The organism is Aquirufa sp. A-Brett2-W8 (assembly GCF_054558755.1).
In genome coordinates this window covers 123,561-139,943 of record NZ_JBPXKS010000002.1, presented here as the reverse complement: position 1 = coordinate 139,943, position 16,383 = coordinate 123,561, and the positions used below count along the sequence as shown (strand labels likewise).

Below are 16,383 nucleotides of genomic sequence, written 5' to 3'. Positions count from 1 at the left end.
ATTTTAAACACCCTCCTAGATTAGTGAAATATTACGTAATTTTAAATTATGAACTCTAACCTCCCTACCGCCATCATCACTGGAGCCTCTCGTGGCATCGGTCGTGCACTTGCTCTTTTACTTGCTCAAAACAATTTTCAATTAAGCTTAGTCGCTCGTAATAAAGGAGAATTAAAAGATTTAGCAGCTGAAATCACGGAAATCGGACATCGTCCTTTGTATTTTGACGGAGACGTTTCAGATGAAAATTTCGTCACAGACGCGGTAGAAAAAACGATACATACTTTTGGACATATTGATTTTGTGATAAATAATGCGGGGGTTGGGGCTTTTGGTCCTACGGAATCCTATTCTGCTGCGCAATGGGATCAAGTATTTGATACGAATGTAAAAGGAACTTTTTTATTTTGCCAAAAAGCCCTTCCGCATCTAAAAGCTGCCAAAAAAGGCCATTTCATTACGATTGCTTCCGATGTGGCGAAGCGGGTATTTGATGGTGGATCACTTTATTGCGCCTCTAAATATGCACAGCATGCCTTCACAGAGGCATTGCGCAAGGAAGTTAGAAAAGACGGTATCAAAGTCAGCACCGTTTATTCTGGTCTAGTAGATTCACATTTTCATGCAGATCCTGCTGGAGATCCATCGCACCAGGGTTGGTTAAGCCCAGAAGATATGGCCAATAACATCTATTATGTGATGAATCAACCGGCTCACGTGGTCATTGATGAATTGATGATTCATCCGCTTAATCAAGAATATTAATTCGCTAACAGTGTAGGACAGCTTGCAGGTCTAGATTAGAATTTTTAAATTTAATCTACTAATAACCCTATCAAACATGTCTAAGTGGAAACCCTCTTTAAACTTTAGCCAAATCGTCAACATGAACGTTGGATTTTTTGGCATTCAATATAGTTTTGGTTTGCAGCAAAGCGCTGTAAATCCCATCTATGATTTTTTAGGGGCTAGTCCAGACGAGATTCCATTGTTAAATCTAGCGGGACCTGTGACGGGTTTATTAATACAGCCCTTCATCGGTGCTTTGAGTGACAGTACCTGGCATCCCAAATGGGGACGACGCAAGCCCTTCTTTCTGATAGGTGCCTTAATATGCAGCATCTGCCTTCTTTTATATCCCTTTAGTTCGTCCTTATGGATGGCGGCTAGTTTATTATGGATCTTGGATGCGGGAAATAATACGGCTATGGAGCCCTACCGCGCGTTTGTGGCAGATAAATTAAATGAAGATCAGCAGCCGATGGGCTTTCAGATGCATAGTTTTTTTACGGGTTTTGGCCAAACCTTAGCCAACCTATCCCTCTTCATTTTCCCCCTAATCTTCATCGGGAAAACCGGTTCGTTACCCACCTGGGTTTATGCCTCCTTCTTTTTAGGAGCGGTTTGTTCCATAGGTTCCATCTGGTGGAGTATGCACACCACCTCTGAAATCGAGCCTACAGCCGAAGAACTAGCCGAGATTCGATCTCGTAAATCAAGCATCTTAGAATCCATCTTTGAAATCTTCCATGCGATAGGCGAAATGCCGAAGGTGATGTGGCAATTAGCCTTGGTTTATTTATTCCAATGGTATGCTTTGTTCTGTTATTGGCAAAACTCTTCGAAAAGTATTGCGCTATCTGTTTGGAATGCAACACCTAAAGGCAATCCAGAATTATACGAAAAAGCGGTTTCTTGGACTGGCTTAGTGAATGGATGGTACAATATTGTGACTTTCTTGTCTGCACTAGCTTTAGCTGGTTTTGCTAAGAAATATGGGGCAAAGTCGGTGCATATGATTTGCCTTATATTAGCGGCAGCTGGATTTTTTGCGTTCCCTCACATCGAAAATAAAAATCTGTTATTTTTCGCCATTTCTGGTTTCGGAATCGGTTGGGCAAGTATGATGGGAATCCCTTATTTACTGGTAGTTAGCGACATTCCGAAAGAACGGTATGGTGTCTATATGGGTATCATCAATATGATGATTGTGATTCCGATGATCATACAAAATCTATCGTTTGGTTATATTTTAAAGCATTTTTTAGACAACGATCCCAGAAATGCGATTACCTTTGCAGGGGTTTTATTAGCCATTGCAGCCTTAGCGACTGCCTTTATTCAACCATCCCCATCTAAACAATCCGCATGAGTGTCATCTGTATAGGCGAAGCCTTAATTGATATGATTTGTACAGATAAAGGCTCTAGCCTTTCTGAAGGTCAACATTTTTTAAAAAAACCGGGTGGTGCACCTACGAATGTGGCGGCGGCGATTGGAGCTTTAGGGGGTGATGTTTTATTGAGTGCTAAAGTGGGGGATGATCCTTTTGGCCGTCAACTGATTTCCGTGATGCAAGAGTTCCATGTGGATACGAAACACGTTCACTTAGACTCGCAATCTTTCACGACTTTTGCCTTCGTTTCTCTCATGTTAGATGGAGAACGTGATTTCGTTTTTAATCGAGGTGCTGATGCGGAATTAACCGAGGCAGAAGTATCTTCGATTGATTTAGTGGGCGTGGAAATTGTCCACTTCGGTTCTGCCACCGCTTTTTTAGATGGCCCCTTAAATGCGGCTTATTATTCTTTAAAAGATCGTTCTAAAAAAGCCGGAAAAATCATCAGCTTTGACCCCAATTACCGACATTTATTGTTCGGAGACAAAATACCTTCTTTTATTAAGCAGAGCTTAATTTTCTTAAAGGAAGCGGATTTTACGAAGCTTTCAGATGAAGAAGCCATGCTCATTACGGAAACTGATTCCTTAGAAGTGGCTACGGCTAGGTTATTAGACATCTGTCCAGGCGTATTCGCCATTACTTTAGGAAAGGAAGGAACATTGCTAGGTCTCTCTGGTAAAACGTATGTGATACCAAGCATTCCGGTAAATCCTGTCGATACGACAGGGGCTGGAGATGCCTTCGTGGGAGCCGTACTTTATCAATTAGATGGATTAAAAATCCAAGACCTTGATTTTTTAGCCTGGAAAAAGATGGTTGAAAACGCGAATAAGGCAGGAGCCAGAACTTGTGAATACCTAGGTGCGATGGAAGCCTTCAAGAACCTAAATAATAGTATTTTTAATTAATATACCGTGTACAATTCCGCATTACAAAAGCAGGCGAATGCGCTTGTGAAATCTTATAAAATTAAAGACGCTAGCTTTCAAGAACGTTTGACGGCTAATCTAGATGATATCCATTCGCATTTCAAAGCGATTTACGGAAATAGTCCATTGTTTGCGGAATTAATCAATTCAATTTTTCAAGCCTATGAAGACCGCAGTCCCGCTTTAAAAAAGCGCGATGAGGTGAAGGCACAGCAAGAGGAGAATTGGTTCTTGAGCCAGGACATAGTGGGAATGAGTCTGTATGTAGATCGTTTTGCAGGAAAGATTAACGATTTGGCTTCGAAAATCCCCTATCTGGAAAAGCTAGGAGTGAATTTTCTACACCTGATGCCCTTGTTCAAAAGTCCAGAAGGAGAAAGTGATGGCGGTTATGCCGTGCAAGATTTTCGCGAGGTGGAGGAGAAATTAGGCACGATTGAGGATTTGCGCACATTCCAACAGGAATTGCAGCAAAAGGATATGTACCTAATGATCGACATTGTACTTAATCATACGTCGCATCACCATGAATGGGCGAAACTAGCGAAGGCTGGAATAAAAGAATACCAAGATTATTTCTATATGTACGATGACCGTCGCATTCCTGATGCAATGGAAGAATCGATGCCGGAAATATTCCCTGAAAGCTCGCCTGGTAGTTTCACCTACGACGAGAAATTAGACAAGTGGGTGATGAGCGTTTTCCATCATTACCAATGGGATTTGAATTATACGAATCCCAAAGTCTTCGTGGAAATGCTTTCGAACGTATTCTATTATGCGAATTTAGGCGTGGATGTCGTGCGAATTGATGCCCCGGCCTTTATTTGGAAACAAATGGGTACGACTTGTCAAAACCTACCCGAAGCACATCAATTATTGCAATTAATTAAAATGTGTGTTGAAGTAGCTACACCGGGAATGGCCATTTTGGGTGAGGCGATTGTGGCTCCAGCTCAGATTATGGAGTATTTTGGTACAGGTCGTTTTGCAACCCATGAATGTGATTTTGCCTATAATGCCACCCAAATGGCGGTTCAATGGGATGCTCTCGCAACGGGGGATATTCGCGTGATGCGTTTAGCACAAAATGAATTACTGCGCAAGCCGAAGGGGGCCACTTGGTTAACCTACACCCGCTGCCATGACGATATCGGTTTAGGTTATGATGATTGGATGATCGAACAGTCAGGTTATAGCCCCTATGATCACCGGTCTTATGTTAAAAACTATTATAGCGGTGGAGTGGAGTCTCCGGCTACAGGAGCACTTTTTGCGATTAATCCCAAAACACAGGATGCTCGAATTTCCGGCTCCTTAGCCTCCCTCTGCGGACTAGAAAAAGCGATTGCATCGAAAAATGCATCGGCCATTCAGACTTCGATTGATAAAATAACTTTGATGCAAGCGCAGAGTTTGTTCGTGGGCGGTGTTCCCATGTTATTCTACGGAGATGAAGCAGCCTATACGAACGACTATAGCTATTTAAAAGATACAGGAAAATCCTATGATAACCGTTGGATGCATCGTCCTATAATTGATTGGAAGAAAAATGCGGCAGTTGATAAAAAGGATACAGTGGAGAATAAAGTCTTTACTAACCTACAGAAACTAATCAAGCTGCGCAAATCCTTGAAGGTGCTTGCCGATTTAAAAAATATCCATTGGCTAGAGGTTCATAATAACTCGATCATTGGTTTTGAGCGGTATTTGAATGGAGAGAAAGTGTATTTTCTATTCAACTTCGGTGTAGAGCCGCAAGAGGTAACGTATTATATGTTAGGAGCGTACGGAGAACGAGCGAATCAGATGATTGACCTTTGGTCTGACAAAATAATATCGATCGGAATGGATCACGAGCATTTAACTTTCGCTCCCTATCAATTTTATGTCTTAAAATAAAAAAACATCCTCCAATGGGGGATGTCTTTCCAGATTCTAAATTCAATCATTAAACACTAAAAAACAATAGGCGGATTATAATATTATGTCCAAAGCCTTCTTACTAATGCGAAGACTTTCAAAGGCATCTTTTGGGAAGTCGTGTTCAACAAAGAAGTGCTCAAGTCCTCCTGATTTTGCCGCTTCAAAAATGCGTTTGTAGTTCACTACTCCCTCTCCCACGGGAAGAATATTTTTAAACTCCGCATCTAGGTCTTTAATATGGCATAAGGGGAAACGACCTGGATGTTGTTTAAACAATTCCACGGGATCCACACCTGCCTTTACAGCCCAACCCAAATCAATTTCAAATTTCAACAAATCGGCAGGTACCTGGGAGGTAAATACGTCGAAGGCTTTTTGGCCATCTACTTCTTTAAACTCTGCATCATGGTTATGGTAACAGAAAACTAGTCCTGCTTTCTTCGCTAATTCTGCCGCCTTGTTCAACGTAAGCACCGAAGCAGAAACTTCATCTTTTGTCTCGATCGGCGTATTCGCACACACTAAATATTTCACGCCTGCTTCGGCAGCTAAATCTACGGCCTTCTGAGCATCGTCGCGCAGATTCAGCATCTTAGGAAAACGAGACATATCTGCGCCTGGACGAGGCTTCATGGGTGCCCCACCGACGTGATGAGATAACCATTTTAAGCCTAAATCTTTATTCAAAGTCATAAACTCCTTACCCGTCATACCATAGTAGCCTGGCAACATGCTGAAGGCTGATTCAATTTCTGAATAACCTAAATCCGCAATTTTCTGAAGATTTCCCTTTACATCTTGATCAAATTTCCCAAAAAAGGTAAACAATTGAATTCCTACCGGACGGCTAGTAAAGGATTGAGCTGACAAGAAATGAGGAGCTAAAACACTAGCGGCTAAGAAGGCGCTGGATTGTTGAAGAAATCTTCTTCTAGAATTCATAAAAATAGGTTTAGAGGTTGTAATCAAAGTTAATGTATTTTGTTGATACAATAACTTATTTTAGTGAAAATTCTTCATAAATTGATCCATTCGATGTACGACCTGATCGAACCAATGATTCATTAAGACAAAGGTATGCGGTGATTTTTCAAAGGTATAATATTCCGTATGAATGCCGTTCGATGCCATTTTTTTCATAAAATCGGTTCTGCCCGCATGCATACGTTCCACACCGGAATTCAAGAATAACACAGGTGGATCCCCTGCCGAAACATGACTCAGCGCAGAACCTTCATTCCAAATCGCCTCTCCATCTACTTTATTATAACCGAAATAATAGGTCGCCGCCGATGTTCGCTTACTATCGTCCCCCTCCCCTGATTCCGGATGAATAAAGGCCAAAATCCCATCGATATCAATTACTGCTGCGACTTTGACTCCTTCACCATAGGTGTTTTCATCTTGAACTGATCCCAAAAGTACGGCCATTTGGCCACCTGCTGAATAACCTGCCACATATATTTTTCCCACATTCTTCCGCTTCGAAACCCATTGCAAGGCGGCTTGCGCATCCAACATAGCAGCTGGGTATAAGGCTTCGGTGGACAAGCGGTATTCCACTAAAAAGACGCGACAGCCGCGATCAGCTAAAGCTTTCGCCAATGGAATATGTTGCGAACGATGCCCTGTTCTCCATCCACCGCCGTGAAAAAACACCAAAGTAGGCAGCACGCGCGAGGTGGAAATCGCATATTCATCTACTACCAGTTTCCGGGTACCCTGCGTCTTGTAGACAAAACTTTGCTCTTTGCTCTTTGAACTTTGAAATTTGGCTAGGCGAACCGTGGAATCCTCTTTTAACAGACTCTGCCAGGCAGAATAATTGGCAAAAGAGGTGTCTGGTTTCCCGGTGATGCCCGTTTTGTTTTGGGCTTGAAGGCCCCACGAACTAAGTAAGATCAAAATTAGGAGGTTGCGCATAATTTGTAAAGGCGAAGATTCGATTATTCTAATCATTCTTCCTAATTTAAGGGTCTAAATCGATTAACATGAAAAATATACGCGTACTCGTAGTGGGCTGCGGAAACATGGGAGCCTCCCATGCGAAAGCCTACCAAAACCTAGCTGGATTTGAAATTTGTGGTCTCGTTTCTCCTGGAAATAGTAAAGAAACCCTAAATGAAGCATTAGGTGGTGGCCAAAAGCTCTACAGCGAATACTATAGCGCACTAGCAGATTCAAAACCCGATGCGGTTTGCATCTCCACTTACCCCGATACCCACGAAGCTTATTCCATTGCTGCTTTAGAGGCTGGATGTCATGTATTCCTAGAAAAACCCATTGCAGATTCGTTAGCAGGTGCCATTCGCGTGGCTGATGCAGTGCAGAAAAGCGGCAAAAAACTAGTCGTGGGCTATATTTTACGCCACCACCCCTCTTGGATTAAATTTATTGAGATCGCGAAAACGATGGGCAAACCATTAGTGATGCGAATGAACCTCAATCAACAATCGCACGGATATATGTGGGATGTGCATCGGAATTTAATGAAATCCTTAAGCCCTATCGTGGACTGCGGAGTGCATTATATTGATGTAATGTGCCAAATGACGCGCTCTAAGCCCGTTCGCGTTTCTGCCATCGGTGCGAGAATGACGGAAGATATTCCAGCAGGAAATTATAATTACGGTCAGCTTCAAATCCATTTCGAAGACGGATCCGTGGGCTGGTACGAAGCTGGTTGGGGACCGATGATCTCGCAGAATGCGTATTTTGTGAAAGATGTTTTTGGGCCAAAAGGTTCCGTTTCCATCGTCGCTAAAAATGCAGGGGGTGAAGGAAAATCAGATGATGTGGAATCACATACTAAAACGGAATCCCTTCGCGTGCATCACGCAGACATCGATTCCAAAAATGAATTTAACCGCGATGATGAATGGGTTAATCTAACAGACGAACCCGATCACCAAGGTCTTTGCGATCGCGAACAATCTTATTTCCTCCAGGCCATAAATGAAGGCATCGATTTAACTGATCACGTAGAAGATGCCGTAAATAGTTTGCGCATTGCCTTTGCTTGTGATGAGTCGGTGAGGACGGGGGAAATGGTTAGGTTAAGTTAGTCCGAAGTCCGGAGGGAGAGAGTCGATAGTTTAGACTCATTCCCTTCGGACTCATTCCCTCCGGACTACTTTAAATACTTCACTAACCAACCCTGAATTTCCGAATAATGAAACTTCGAATTATCAGGATTTAGGATCCAATGGTTCTCGCCTGGGAAGACAATTAGTTTACTTGGAATTTGTAAACGTTGGTGAATGCTCCAGTTTTCTAAGGTATTGTTAATAGGAACGCGGTAATCATTCTCCCCCACAGTCAACAACATCGGGGTTTTAAAGTTTGCCGCGAATCGCATCGGATTTTGTTCCTTCCATGTTTTAGTCGGAACCCAAGGAGCTCCACCATTCATTAATTCTCTACCCCAAATCACATCTGAAGTACCCCATTGCGCCTCCGAGTTCACTAAACCCGCATGTGCAATTAAACATTTATAATGTGAGGTTGTCGCCTGCATCCAATTCGCTAGGTGTCCTCCGTATGACGCACCTCCGGCAGCTTGCTTACTTCCATCGATATAGGAGAATCGCTTGATGGCGTCTGCAGCGGCTTCTTGGATTTCTTGGCCTGGTCCTTTGAAGGGATCAAACTGAATATCTTGTGCAAATTTCTCGCCATAACCCACCGAACCCGTGTAATCCGTCATCACTAAAACATAGCCCGCTGAACCTAAAATATAGGGATTCCAACGGTACCCGAACACATCCTTAAACGAACTTGCTGGACCGCCGTGCATTAAAACAAAGAGTGGATATTTCTTCGAGGCATCGAAACCAGTTGGTTTCAATACGACCGAGCGGATATTTTTTCCCCTGGATGACTTCGTCCAAATCACTTCCGGCTTTGGTAAATCTAAGCCAGCTAAGACTGCGTCATTTGCCTTTGATATTGCTTTTATAGCACCATTAGTTGATACCCACACTTCTGGTGGAGATGCCACATTTTGGTATTGATAAGCAAAAACGGATGGCATGGAAGAAAGACTTAGTCCTGTATAGGATCCAGATTCCGATCCTAAAACAGGTTTTACAGAACCATCAGCCACAGAAATTTCCACAATACGATCTACCCCTTGATCTTCAATACTTGCATAAATAGATGATCCCGAGATCTCCATATCATTGATGGGACGATCTAGGGTGGCGGCTAGTTCTTTTTTGGCAGACGTAGACGACGCATCAAAACGATACATGCGATTCAAGTAATAGATTTTATTTCCAATCGAAGATCCAGTCGTAAGTAGGTATTTACCATCCTCCGTGAATTCTACAGTTGAATAATCAGTCTCATCATTGACAAGAACAGATTCTTTACCTCCAGCTATACTCACCGAATATATATTCGATTTCGCGGATTGATAGGCAGTTGTATTGTATTCTGTGGTGGCCACAAATACGACAGATTTGCCATCTGAGCCAAAATTAAAGCCACCTAATCGGAAACCGGGGGAATTCACAAGTGAAACATTTGCCATTAAATTCACCGGCTTTGAACCTGACTTTAGTTCCATCGTGAAGATGTGGCCTTGTTTTTCATCTAACCAAGCGTCCCAATAGCGCACGGGGAAAGATTGGTAGACGCGGGCTTTGGTTTTGATTTTTTTCTTTTCATCCGCTAATTTCTTACTAGCTGAATCGGTGAAAGCCGTAGGAAAAACACGGCTAGAGAAAATGATTCGTGAACCATCCGCTGAGAATTTAACATCACTCACTCCGGTAGAAAGGGAAGTTAGTCGTTGGGATTCACCTCCGGCTAAAGGCAATACATATAGTTGCGCTGCTTCGTCGCCATCGCGTTTTGCGATGAAATAAATCTTATCTGAGGCGGCTGACCATTGGTAATTATCCTCACCTCCTTTTGAATTAGTTAATTTACGAGGTTCAGAAGAACCATCAGCTGAGGCAATCCACAGGTCGGAGGTTTGTTCGTCTAAATTATAGGATGTCTCCATGCGAGAATAAATGACGAAGCGTCCATCCGGCGAAATCTTGGGGGCTCCCACTTTTTTAAGCTTGATCATTATCTCATGTGACATGGGATAAGTGATGGGCTTTTGGCCGATAACAGAGAGGGTAAATGCTAAAAAGCAGGACAGTGATAGTAACAATTTCTTCATATAGGTTTTTTAGATGCATTAAATTAATTAATTTAATGGCACATCAACCTTTTTCAAATGAAAAATAATTACTTACAACTCGTCCTTGCCTGCTCTGTTTTAACAACAAGCAGCCTTTATGCGCAAGAAAAACCGGGAAAATTTATTGATCGCGATAATATGAATCTTAGCGTAAAAGCGGGAGACGACTTCGTGGAATATTCCAACGGTCCTTGGGTAAAGAAAAATCCAATTCCAGCCAAAGAAACTCGCTGGGGAGCCTTTAATCAATTGCGTGATTTTAATATCAATGCGATTAAAACAATTTTAGATGAGACCAAAGACACGAAAGCTGCCGCTGGTTCAATCGAAAAAAGAGTAGCGGATTTCTATGCTGCCGCTATGGATAGCTTAGCGATCGAAAGACTAGGATTCACTCCTATTCAAGCTGATTTACAGCACATTGCTGGATTGCAGTTCAAGTCTCAAATCGTGACTGAAATTGCTCGTTTACGTTCATCGGGTACAGCATCACCCCTATTTGGTTTCTACATCGGTCAAGACCGCAAAAATGTAGAGAAAATGGTACCGCAATTAGGCCAAGGTGGAACTTCCCTTCCTGATCGCGATTATTATTTAAAGAATGATTCGCGCAGCGTAAAGATTCAAGAAGCATTTAAAAAATACGTGGCGACTTTATTTACTTTAACAGGAACTCCGGAGGCTCAAGCGAAAGCGAATGCAGAAACGGTTTTCCAATTAGAGAAGATATTAGCCGAGGCTCAAATGGCTCGTGTTGAAATGCGTGATCCATACAAAACGTATAATAAGTATGCTTTCGCAGATTTCAATCAAAAGACACCAGCATTTAACTGGGCGTTGACTTTCCAAGACTTTGGTACATCTGCTCCTGATTCCATCTTAGTAGGTGCACCTAAATTCTTCGAAACAGTTAACAAAATGTTAATTGAAACGCCTGTAGATACGTGGAAAACGTATTTGACATGGAATGTTTTACGCAGCAGCGCAGGCTATTTGAGCTCTCCATTCGTGAAAGCAAGCTTTGCGTATTCTCAAGTATTATCAGGCCAAAAAGTGCAAGCCCCAAGATGGCAACGTATGTCTTCTATGACGGACGGAACCTTAGGTGAACTTTTAGGTCAATTATATGTAGCCAGATTCTTCAAGCCAGAAGCAAAGGCGAGAATGGTGGAATTAGTAGCCAACCTACGTAAAGCATTCGCCGTTCGCATCAACAAATTAGATTGGATGAGCGCGGAGACGAAGGAAAAGGCTTTGGCAAAATTAAACGCCTTCACTCCTAAAATAGGATATCCTGACAAATGGAAAAACTACGATGGCTTAGAGGTAACAGCCACTGAATACTACGGAAACATTCGCCGTGCAGGTGCATGGGGCTTCCAAGAGAATTTAGCACAATTAGGCAAGCCGGTAGACAGAAGCCGCTGGGGCATGACGCCACCAACGGTGAATGCTTACTACAGCCCTGTGATGAACGAAATCGTTTTCCCTGCAGGTATACTTCAATTCCCTTTCTTCGCGGCTGATGCAGATGACGCGATCAACTATGGTGGAATCGGAGCGGTTATTGGACACGAAATGTCACATGGATTTGACGATTCAGGTAGCCAATACGACAAAGACGGTACGCTACGTAACTGGTGGACAAAAGACGATTTAGCTAAATTCAAAGCAAGAACAGAGCTTTTAGGCAAGCAATTCGATGCCTATACAGTTCAAGACACCATCCACGTCAATGGTAAATTAACGATGGGGGAAAACATTGGTGATTTAGGTGGTTTGAATATGGCTTTTGAAGCTTTCAAAATGACGAAGCAAGGAAAGTCAACGAAGAAAATCGATGGCTTCTCACCAGACCAACGTTTCTTCTTGGCTTGGGCGCAAGTTTGGAGAGGATCATCTCTTCCTGAAACAGAGGCTCAACAAGTATTAACAGATCCTCATTCGCCTAACCAATACCGAACGATCGGTGCTCCAGTGAATATGGACGCTTGGTACACGGCTTTCGGTGTGAAAGCAGGTGATAAGCTGTACAAGAAGCCGGAAGATCGAATTAAGATTTGGTAGAATAAGTCCGGAGTCCGCAGGAAATGAGTCCGAAGGAATTTAGTCCGGACTCTTTCCCTCCGGACTTCTTAAAAAAAAGAGGGCGCCCCGTAGGGGCGCCCTCTTTTTTTTTAACCCTATTTTACTTGACGTATTTTTCTAACCATTGGAATTGCTCCCATAGCAAGTGTAATACATTTTCTTTTCCTCGGTAGCTATGCGCTTCGTAAGGCAAGTAGACAAAACGAGTCGTTCCCCCGTTTCCTTTCAAAGCCGCGTAAAGGCGCTCCGAATTAATGGGGTAAGTACCTGTATTATCATCTTGCTCGCCGTGCACTAATAATATTGGTTCTTTGATTTTATCTGCATAGCTAAATGGACTCATTTCAAAGTATAATTGAGGTGCTTGCCAGTAGGTGCGATCCTCGTTTTGGAAACCAAACGGAGTCAACGTACGGTTATAAGCTCCACTACGTGCGATACCCGCTTTAAATAAATCGGTATGTGCTAGTAAATTAGCTGTCATAAAGGCACCATAACTATGTCCACCTACGGCCATACGTTTGCGATCGCCTACACCTAAAGAAACTAAATAATCAATTGCCGCAGAAGCATTTAGCTTTAATTGATCGACAAAGTTATCATTGGGCTTTTTCGAAGCATCTGTTGATACAATTGGCATCTCCGCATTGTCTAAAATCGCGTAGCCTTGTGTCGCATAATAGATAGGCGACGCCCAGCTTAACATGGTGAATCGATCCTTGCTTCCACGAATCTGAGCCGCATCGGCAGCTGAATTAAATTCACGTGGATACGCCCAAATCAAAACCGGAAGTGGACCGTCTTTTTCTTTGTTATAGCCTTTTGGCAAATATAAATCACCCGTTAGATCTACTCCATCCGCGCGCTTGTACTTGATTTTCTCTTTAGTGATACCCACTAAATTAGGATATGGATTTTCAAATTGCGTCAACGCTTTATCTTGAGCAGGATTTAACAAGTTCTTGATGAAATAGTTCGGCACCTCGGTTTGAGATTCCTTTCTGCTTAAAACAATCAATTTTTCGGCATCAATCACTTCCTCTACTTGTTCGAAATAACCTGGTTTAGCGCGCCAAATGATCTCGTTTTTCTTCGTCGCTAAATCAAATTTGGAAATAAAAGGAAGATCCCCCTGATCAGATGATCCAACTGGATTATTCATCAAAATTTTAGTTCCATTATCCGTTAACTGGATCACATCACGCCCTAAAGCATTTTTTGTACGAACTGGGCTTCCCGGATTTCGGTAAGCATCCGTTATATTTCTTTCATAAAGTAGTTCCATGGTACCATCAGCCGAAGAATAACGACTCACCTTAGAGCTCTGTTTCCCACGCAAAACCTCGGTCACTAAAGCCACCTTATTATTTCCCCAACTCACATCGGCAAAACGTGTTTTAGTCTTAAATAACTCCTTAGGCGCCTGTGTGAAGGGTGCAGATAGAGAGTAAACCGCATCATGGAATTCAACTGATTTTTTAATCAACCCACTATCTAAAGGCATCGCATAAACAAGCGATGCGGGTTCATCATCGCGCCATTCAAATCCACGAGGCACATTCTGTACATTATCGTTCCCAGCTGGAGCACTTTCAGCTGAAGGTAATTTGGCAATTTCTTTGATCATTTTACCTTCCAAATCAAGCACTTTCACTGTCGTAGGAAATCCATACGCAGGTACGGCATACGAAAAAGGCTTCGCTACGGAACGCGTCAAAATGTAGCGACGGTCTGGAGATAATTGAAAAGAATTGAACAAGGCAGGCTCCCCTATTTTCTTATTTACGCCATTTTTATAAACGACTAATTGAGCCTCCGCATAATAGGAGAATAAACTTTCATCGTAAGGCGATTTAATCAAATCCTGGAACGTAGGTCTTGGAGCCGATTTGCCCACATTCTGTTGAATAGTGGGTCCTTTAGGCGTAATCGGACGCTTAGGAGCGCCCGCAGCCTCATGTGTGGTTACTTTATAAAGAATCGTTTGATCATCCACCCAAGTAAAGGAATTTCCTAGAACTTGATTCAAAGGAGCACTATTAACACGAGATGCTTTCTTTGTTGCGATATCAATCACATACAAATCGATACCATTCACCTCTGTTTGAGCAAAAGCGATTTTCGTCTCCGATGGATTCCAAGCAATGGATCCGGCAGCTAAGTTTTTGGGTAATCCCGTAATTTCCACCTTCGCCCCATTTCGAATGGTTTGCAAGGTTATGCTGCTGATAGGACTTTGGCGCGTAGGAGAAAAATTCAATGGATTCAAACGAAGCCCAGCAATCTTCATCTCCGGCTGACCTAATTCCTCTACAGTAGGATACGAGTTTCGGCCTAATAATAAAAGGTACTCAGCCTTCGAATCAATGCGAACTAAAGGAATAGGTTTTTCCAAAAGCAAATCCGAAATGGCCCTAGGTGGCAATTGATACGAATCGATATCTTGAGCTTGACTAAACAATTGAGTAAAGAGCAACACACTCAGCGTCACTAAAATCACTGATTTTTTCATAGTATAGGATAGATTTAAACAAAAAAAGGTGGCTAATAAATTAGCCACCTTTAAATTACACAATAAATTATAATGGATTTTGAACAATCGCAGGATTTGCATTAATCTCGCGACGTGGAATTAAGAATTCCCAACGTACATCACCCGGAGCCACATCAAATAATAAGGCAACAGAGGCAATGGCATTCGTACCATTTCTATTTAATGCAGCATTTGTACGCTTCAAGTCTAAGAAACGATGTCCTTCACCCCAAAGCTCTACACGACGCTGAACTAAAATTTCATTAATTAAGGAAACGCCTGTATTAGTCGATTTCACATAACTAGCATCTCTTGTCTTCACTAAATCAAATAAAACTTGTGAAGCACCTGCCGCATCATTTAATCTAGCTTTTGCTTCCGCCTCGATTAAATACATTTCTGCTGCACGCATATAAGGCACATCTCCCATCGCTGAAGTAGACGGAACACCAGGTAGTCTAAACTTCTGATTTAAGAATTTAGGACGAACACCGCCCGGAGGAACGATTGAGTTCGTAGCCGTAGGAGTTTCCACCCACATTTTTGATCTAACGTCAGTTGCTGGGATAACCTTATATAACAAGCTATTGATTACCTTAGGATAGGTACGAATTACGGTTGAGTTATAGTTACAAGAGATATATGAGTGATAAGCACCGAAATATTCCGTTTGATCTTCTAAGTGGTCAAAGCCCCACATCCACTCTGAATTGGCTATATCTTGAAAACCATCCGTGTACATAGTTGATGTCATAGGTACATATCCTGCACGTGCCTCAGCAGCAAACTTCGCTGCATTTGTCCAATCTTGTTGAACTAAAGCAACGCGTGCTTGTAAGCCTTTTACCACACTTAAATTAATGTGTGATTTGTTTACACGTGAAGTAGATAACAAAGCTGCAGCATCCGTTAAATCCTTATTGATTTGGGAGTAAACCTCTTCCACTGTGTTACGCGGCTTTCCTTCCGTCGTTGGCTCTAATACTAAAGGCACACCTAATTGAGAATTAGGTTTCGCTGTCGCATCATAACGCTTACCATACAATTGCACTAAGTTGAAATAACCAAAAGCACGTAAAGCTAAGGCCTCCCCTTTCAACGCATTACGCTCTGCCGCAGGACCCACCGCCTTATCAAGGTTCGCTATTCCAATGTTTGCATTACCAATGATTCTATAATACATCTCGTAGGGAAATTGCACCATCGTATTGACATCAGAACGGTGAGCCACCCAACGTGTCTCGTTTTGATGCCAAGACACTGATGTAGTTCCAATGACCATGTCCTCTCCCATGTGATCTAAAATAATCATCATAGCTGGATGACCCGAGTGGCCTTGAGAACTTAAATAACGTACGATAAACGAACGGTAAATACCGTTAATGGCAGATGCTGCATTCTTTGTAGTAGCATAAGCTGAACTCGCATCAATACTAGCCGTAGGCGTAGTATCTAAATAAGCTTCCTCGCATGAAGTAAATAACAATGCGAATACAAGCGAAAAGTAAACTAAATATTTATTTTTCAT

General features: G+C 42.4%; 11 protein-coding genes. 6 read left to right on the top strand and 5 right to left on the bottom strand.

The window, feature by feature from the left end:
• The first annotated feature begins 48 nt into the window (after nucleotides 1–48).
• From ACST13_RS00585 to ACST13_RS00570, 4 genes are all read left to right on the top strand, one after another.
• The gene (locus tag ACST13_RS00585) at nucleotides 49–765 is read left to right on the top strand and encodes an SDR family oxidoreductase (protein ID WP_459521278.1); all 717 of its coding nucleotides are present in this window, start codon (nucleotides 49–51) and stop codon (nucleotides 763–765) included.
• Between the two features lie 76 nt (nucleotides 766–841).
• Nucleotides 842–2,152, top strand: coding sequence for an MFS transporter (locus tag ACST13_RS00580; RefSeq protein WP_459521277.1), 1,311 nt, complete (start codon nucleotides 842–844; stop codon nucleotides 2,150–2,152).
• A complete protein-coding gene (locus tag ACST13_RS00575; protein WP_459521276.1) occupies nucleotides 2,149–3,090 on the top strand; it encodes a carbohydrate kinase family protein in 942 nt (313 codons plus the stop codon). Before ACST13_RS00580 ends, ACST13_RS00575 begins: the two co-directional genes overlap by 4 nt.
• Nucleotides 3,091–3,096: 6 nt before the next feature.
• Nucleotides 3,097–5,013: an alpha-amylase family glycosyl hydrolase gene (locus ACST13_RS00570; protein WP_459521275.1), complete on the top strand. Its 1,917-nt coding sequence runs from the start codon at nucleotides 3,097–3,099 to the stop codon at nucleotides 5,011–5,013.
• Between the two features lie 75 nt (nucleotides 5,014–5,088).
• On the opposite strand, the gene ACST13_RS00565 is transcribed toward ACST13_RS00570, so the two are convergent.
• Together ACST13_RS00565 and ACST13_RS00560 are read right to left on the bottom strand one after the other, a co-directional pair.
• Entirely contained in the window at nucleotides 5,089–5,979 is an 891-nt protein-coding gene (locus ACST13_RS00565; protein WP_459521274.1) for a sugar phosphate isomerase/epimerase family protein, read from the bottom strand.
• A gap of 60 nt (nucleotides 5,980–6,039) precedes the next feature.
• The gene (locus ACST13_RS00560; RefSeq protein WP_459521273.1) at nucleotides 6,040–6,996 is read right to left on the bottom strand and encodes an alpha/beta hydrolase; all 957 of its coding nucleotides are present in this window, start codon (nucleotides 6,994–6,996) and stop codon (nucleotides 6,040–6,042) included.
• A gap of 32 nt (nucleotides 6,997–7,028) precedes the next feature.
• Here ACST13_RS00560 and ACST13_RS00555 point away from each other — a divergent pair, with 32 nt between their 5' ends.
• Nucleotides 7,029–8,102 (top strand): Gfo/Idh/MocA family protein, encoded by a 1,074-nt coding sequence (locus ACST13_RS00555; protein ID WP_459521272.1) that lies wholly within the window; start codon nucleotides 7,029–7,031, stop codon nucleotides 8,100–8,102.
• Nucleotides 8,103–8,167: 65 nt separating this feature from the next.
• Here ACST13_RS00555 and ACST13_RS00550 read toward each other — a convergent pair whose 3' ends face one another.
• On the bottom strand, nucleotides 8,168–10,213 hold the full coding sequence (locus tag ACST13_RS00550; RefSeq protein ID WP_459521271.1) for a S9 family peptidase: 2,046 nt from the start codon (nucleotides 10,211–10,213) through the stop codon (nucleotides 8,168–8,170).
• A 57-nt stretch (nucleotides 10,214–10,270) separates the two neighbouring features.
• Between ACST13_RS00550 and ACST13_RS00545 the strand changes: the two genes are divergently transcribed.
• Nucleotides 10,271–12,301 (top strand): M13 family metallopeptidase, encoded by a 2,031-nt coding sequence (locus tag ACST13_RS00545; protein WP_459521270.1) that lies wholly within the window; start codon nucleotides 10,271–10,273, stop codon nucleotides 12,299–12,301.
• Between the two features lie 121 nt (nucleotides 12,302–12,422).
• On the opposite strand, the gene ACST13_RS00540 is transcribed toward ACST13_RS00545, so the two are convergent.
• Nucleotides 12,423–14,834, bottom strand: coding sequence for an alpha/beta hydrolase family protein (locus ACST13_RS00540; protein ID WP_459521269.1), 2,412 nt, complete (start codon nucleotides 14,832–14,834; stop codon nucleotides 12,423–12,425).
• A 67-nt stretch (nucleotides 14,835–14,901) separates the two neighbouring features.
• Nucleotides 14,902–16,383, bottom strand: coding sequence for a RagB/SusD family nutrient uptake outer membrane protein (locus ACST13_RS00535; protein ID WP_459521268.1), 1,482 nt, complete (start codon nucleotides 16,381–16,383; stop codon nucleotides 14,902–14,904).

Coding starts and splice junctions, on each gene's coding strand:
- ACST13_RS00585 (WP_459521278.1), top strand. CDS start 49: ATGAACTCTAACCTCCCTACCGCCATCATCACTGGAGCCTCTCGTGGC.
- ACST13_RS00580 (WP_459521277.1), top strand. CDS start 842: ATGTCTAAGTGGAAACCCTCTTTAAACTTTAGCCAAATCGTCAACATG.
- ACST13_RS00575 (WP_459521276.1), top strand. CDS start 2,149: ATGAGTGTCATCTGTATAGGCGAAGCCTTAATTGATATGATTTGTACA.
- ACST13_RS00565 (WP_459521274.1), bottom strand. CDS start 5,979: ATGAATTCTAGAAGAAGATTTCTTCAACAATCCAGCGCCTTCTTAGCC.
- ACST13_RS00560 (WP_459521273.1), bottom strand. CDS start 6,996: ATGATTAGAATAATCGAATCTTCGCCTTTACAAATTATGCGCAACCTC.
- ACST13_RS00555 (WP_459521272.1), top strand. CDS start 7,029: ATGAAAAATATACGCGTACTCGTAGTGGGCTGCGGAAACATGGGAGCC.
- ACST13_RS00550 (WP_459521271.1), bottom strand. CDS start 10,213: ATGAAGAAATTGTTACTATCACTGTCCTGCTTTTTAGCATTTACCCTC.
- ACST13_RS00545 (WP_459521270.1), top strand. CDS start 10,271: ATGAAAAATAATTACTTACAACTCGTCCTTGCCTGCTCTGTTTTAACA.
- ACST13_RS00540 (WP_459521269.1), bottom strand. CDS start 14,834: ATGAAAAAATCAGTGATTTTAGTGACGCTGAGTGTGTTGCTCTTTACT.
- ACST13_RS00535 (WP_459521268.1), bottom strand. CDS start 16,383: ATGAAAAATAAATATTTAGTTTACTTTTCGCTTGTATTCGCATTGTTA.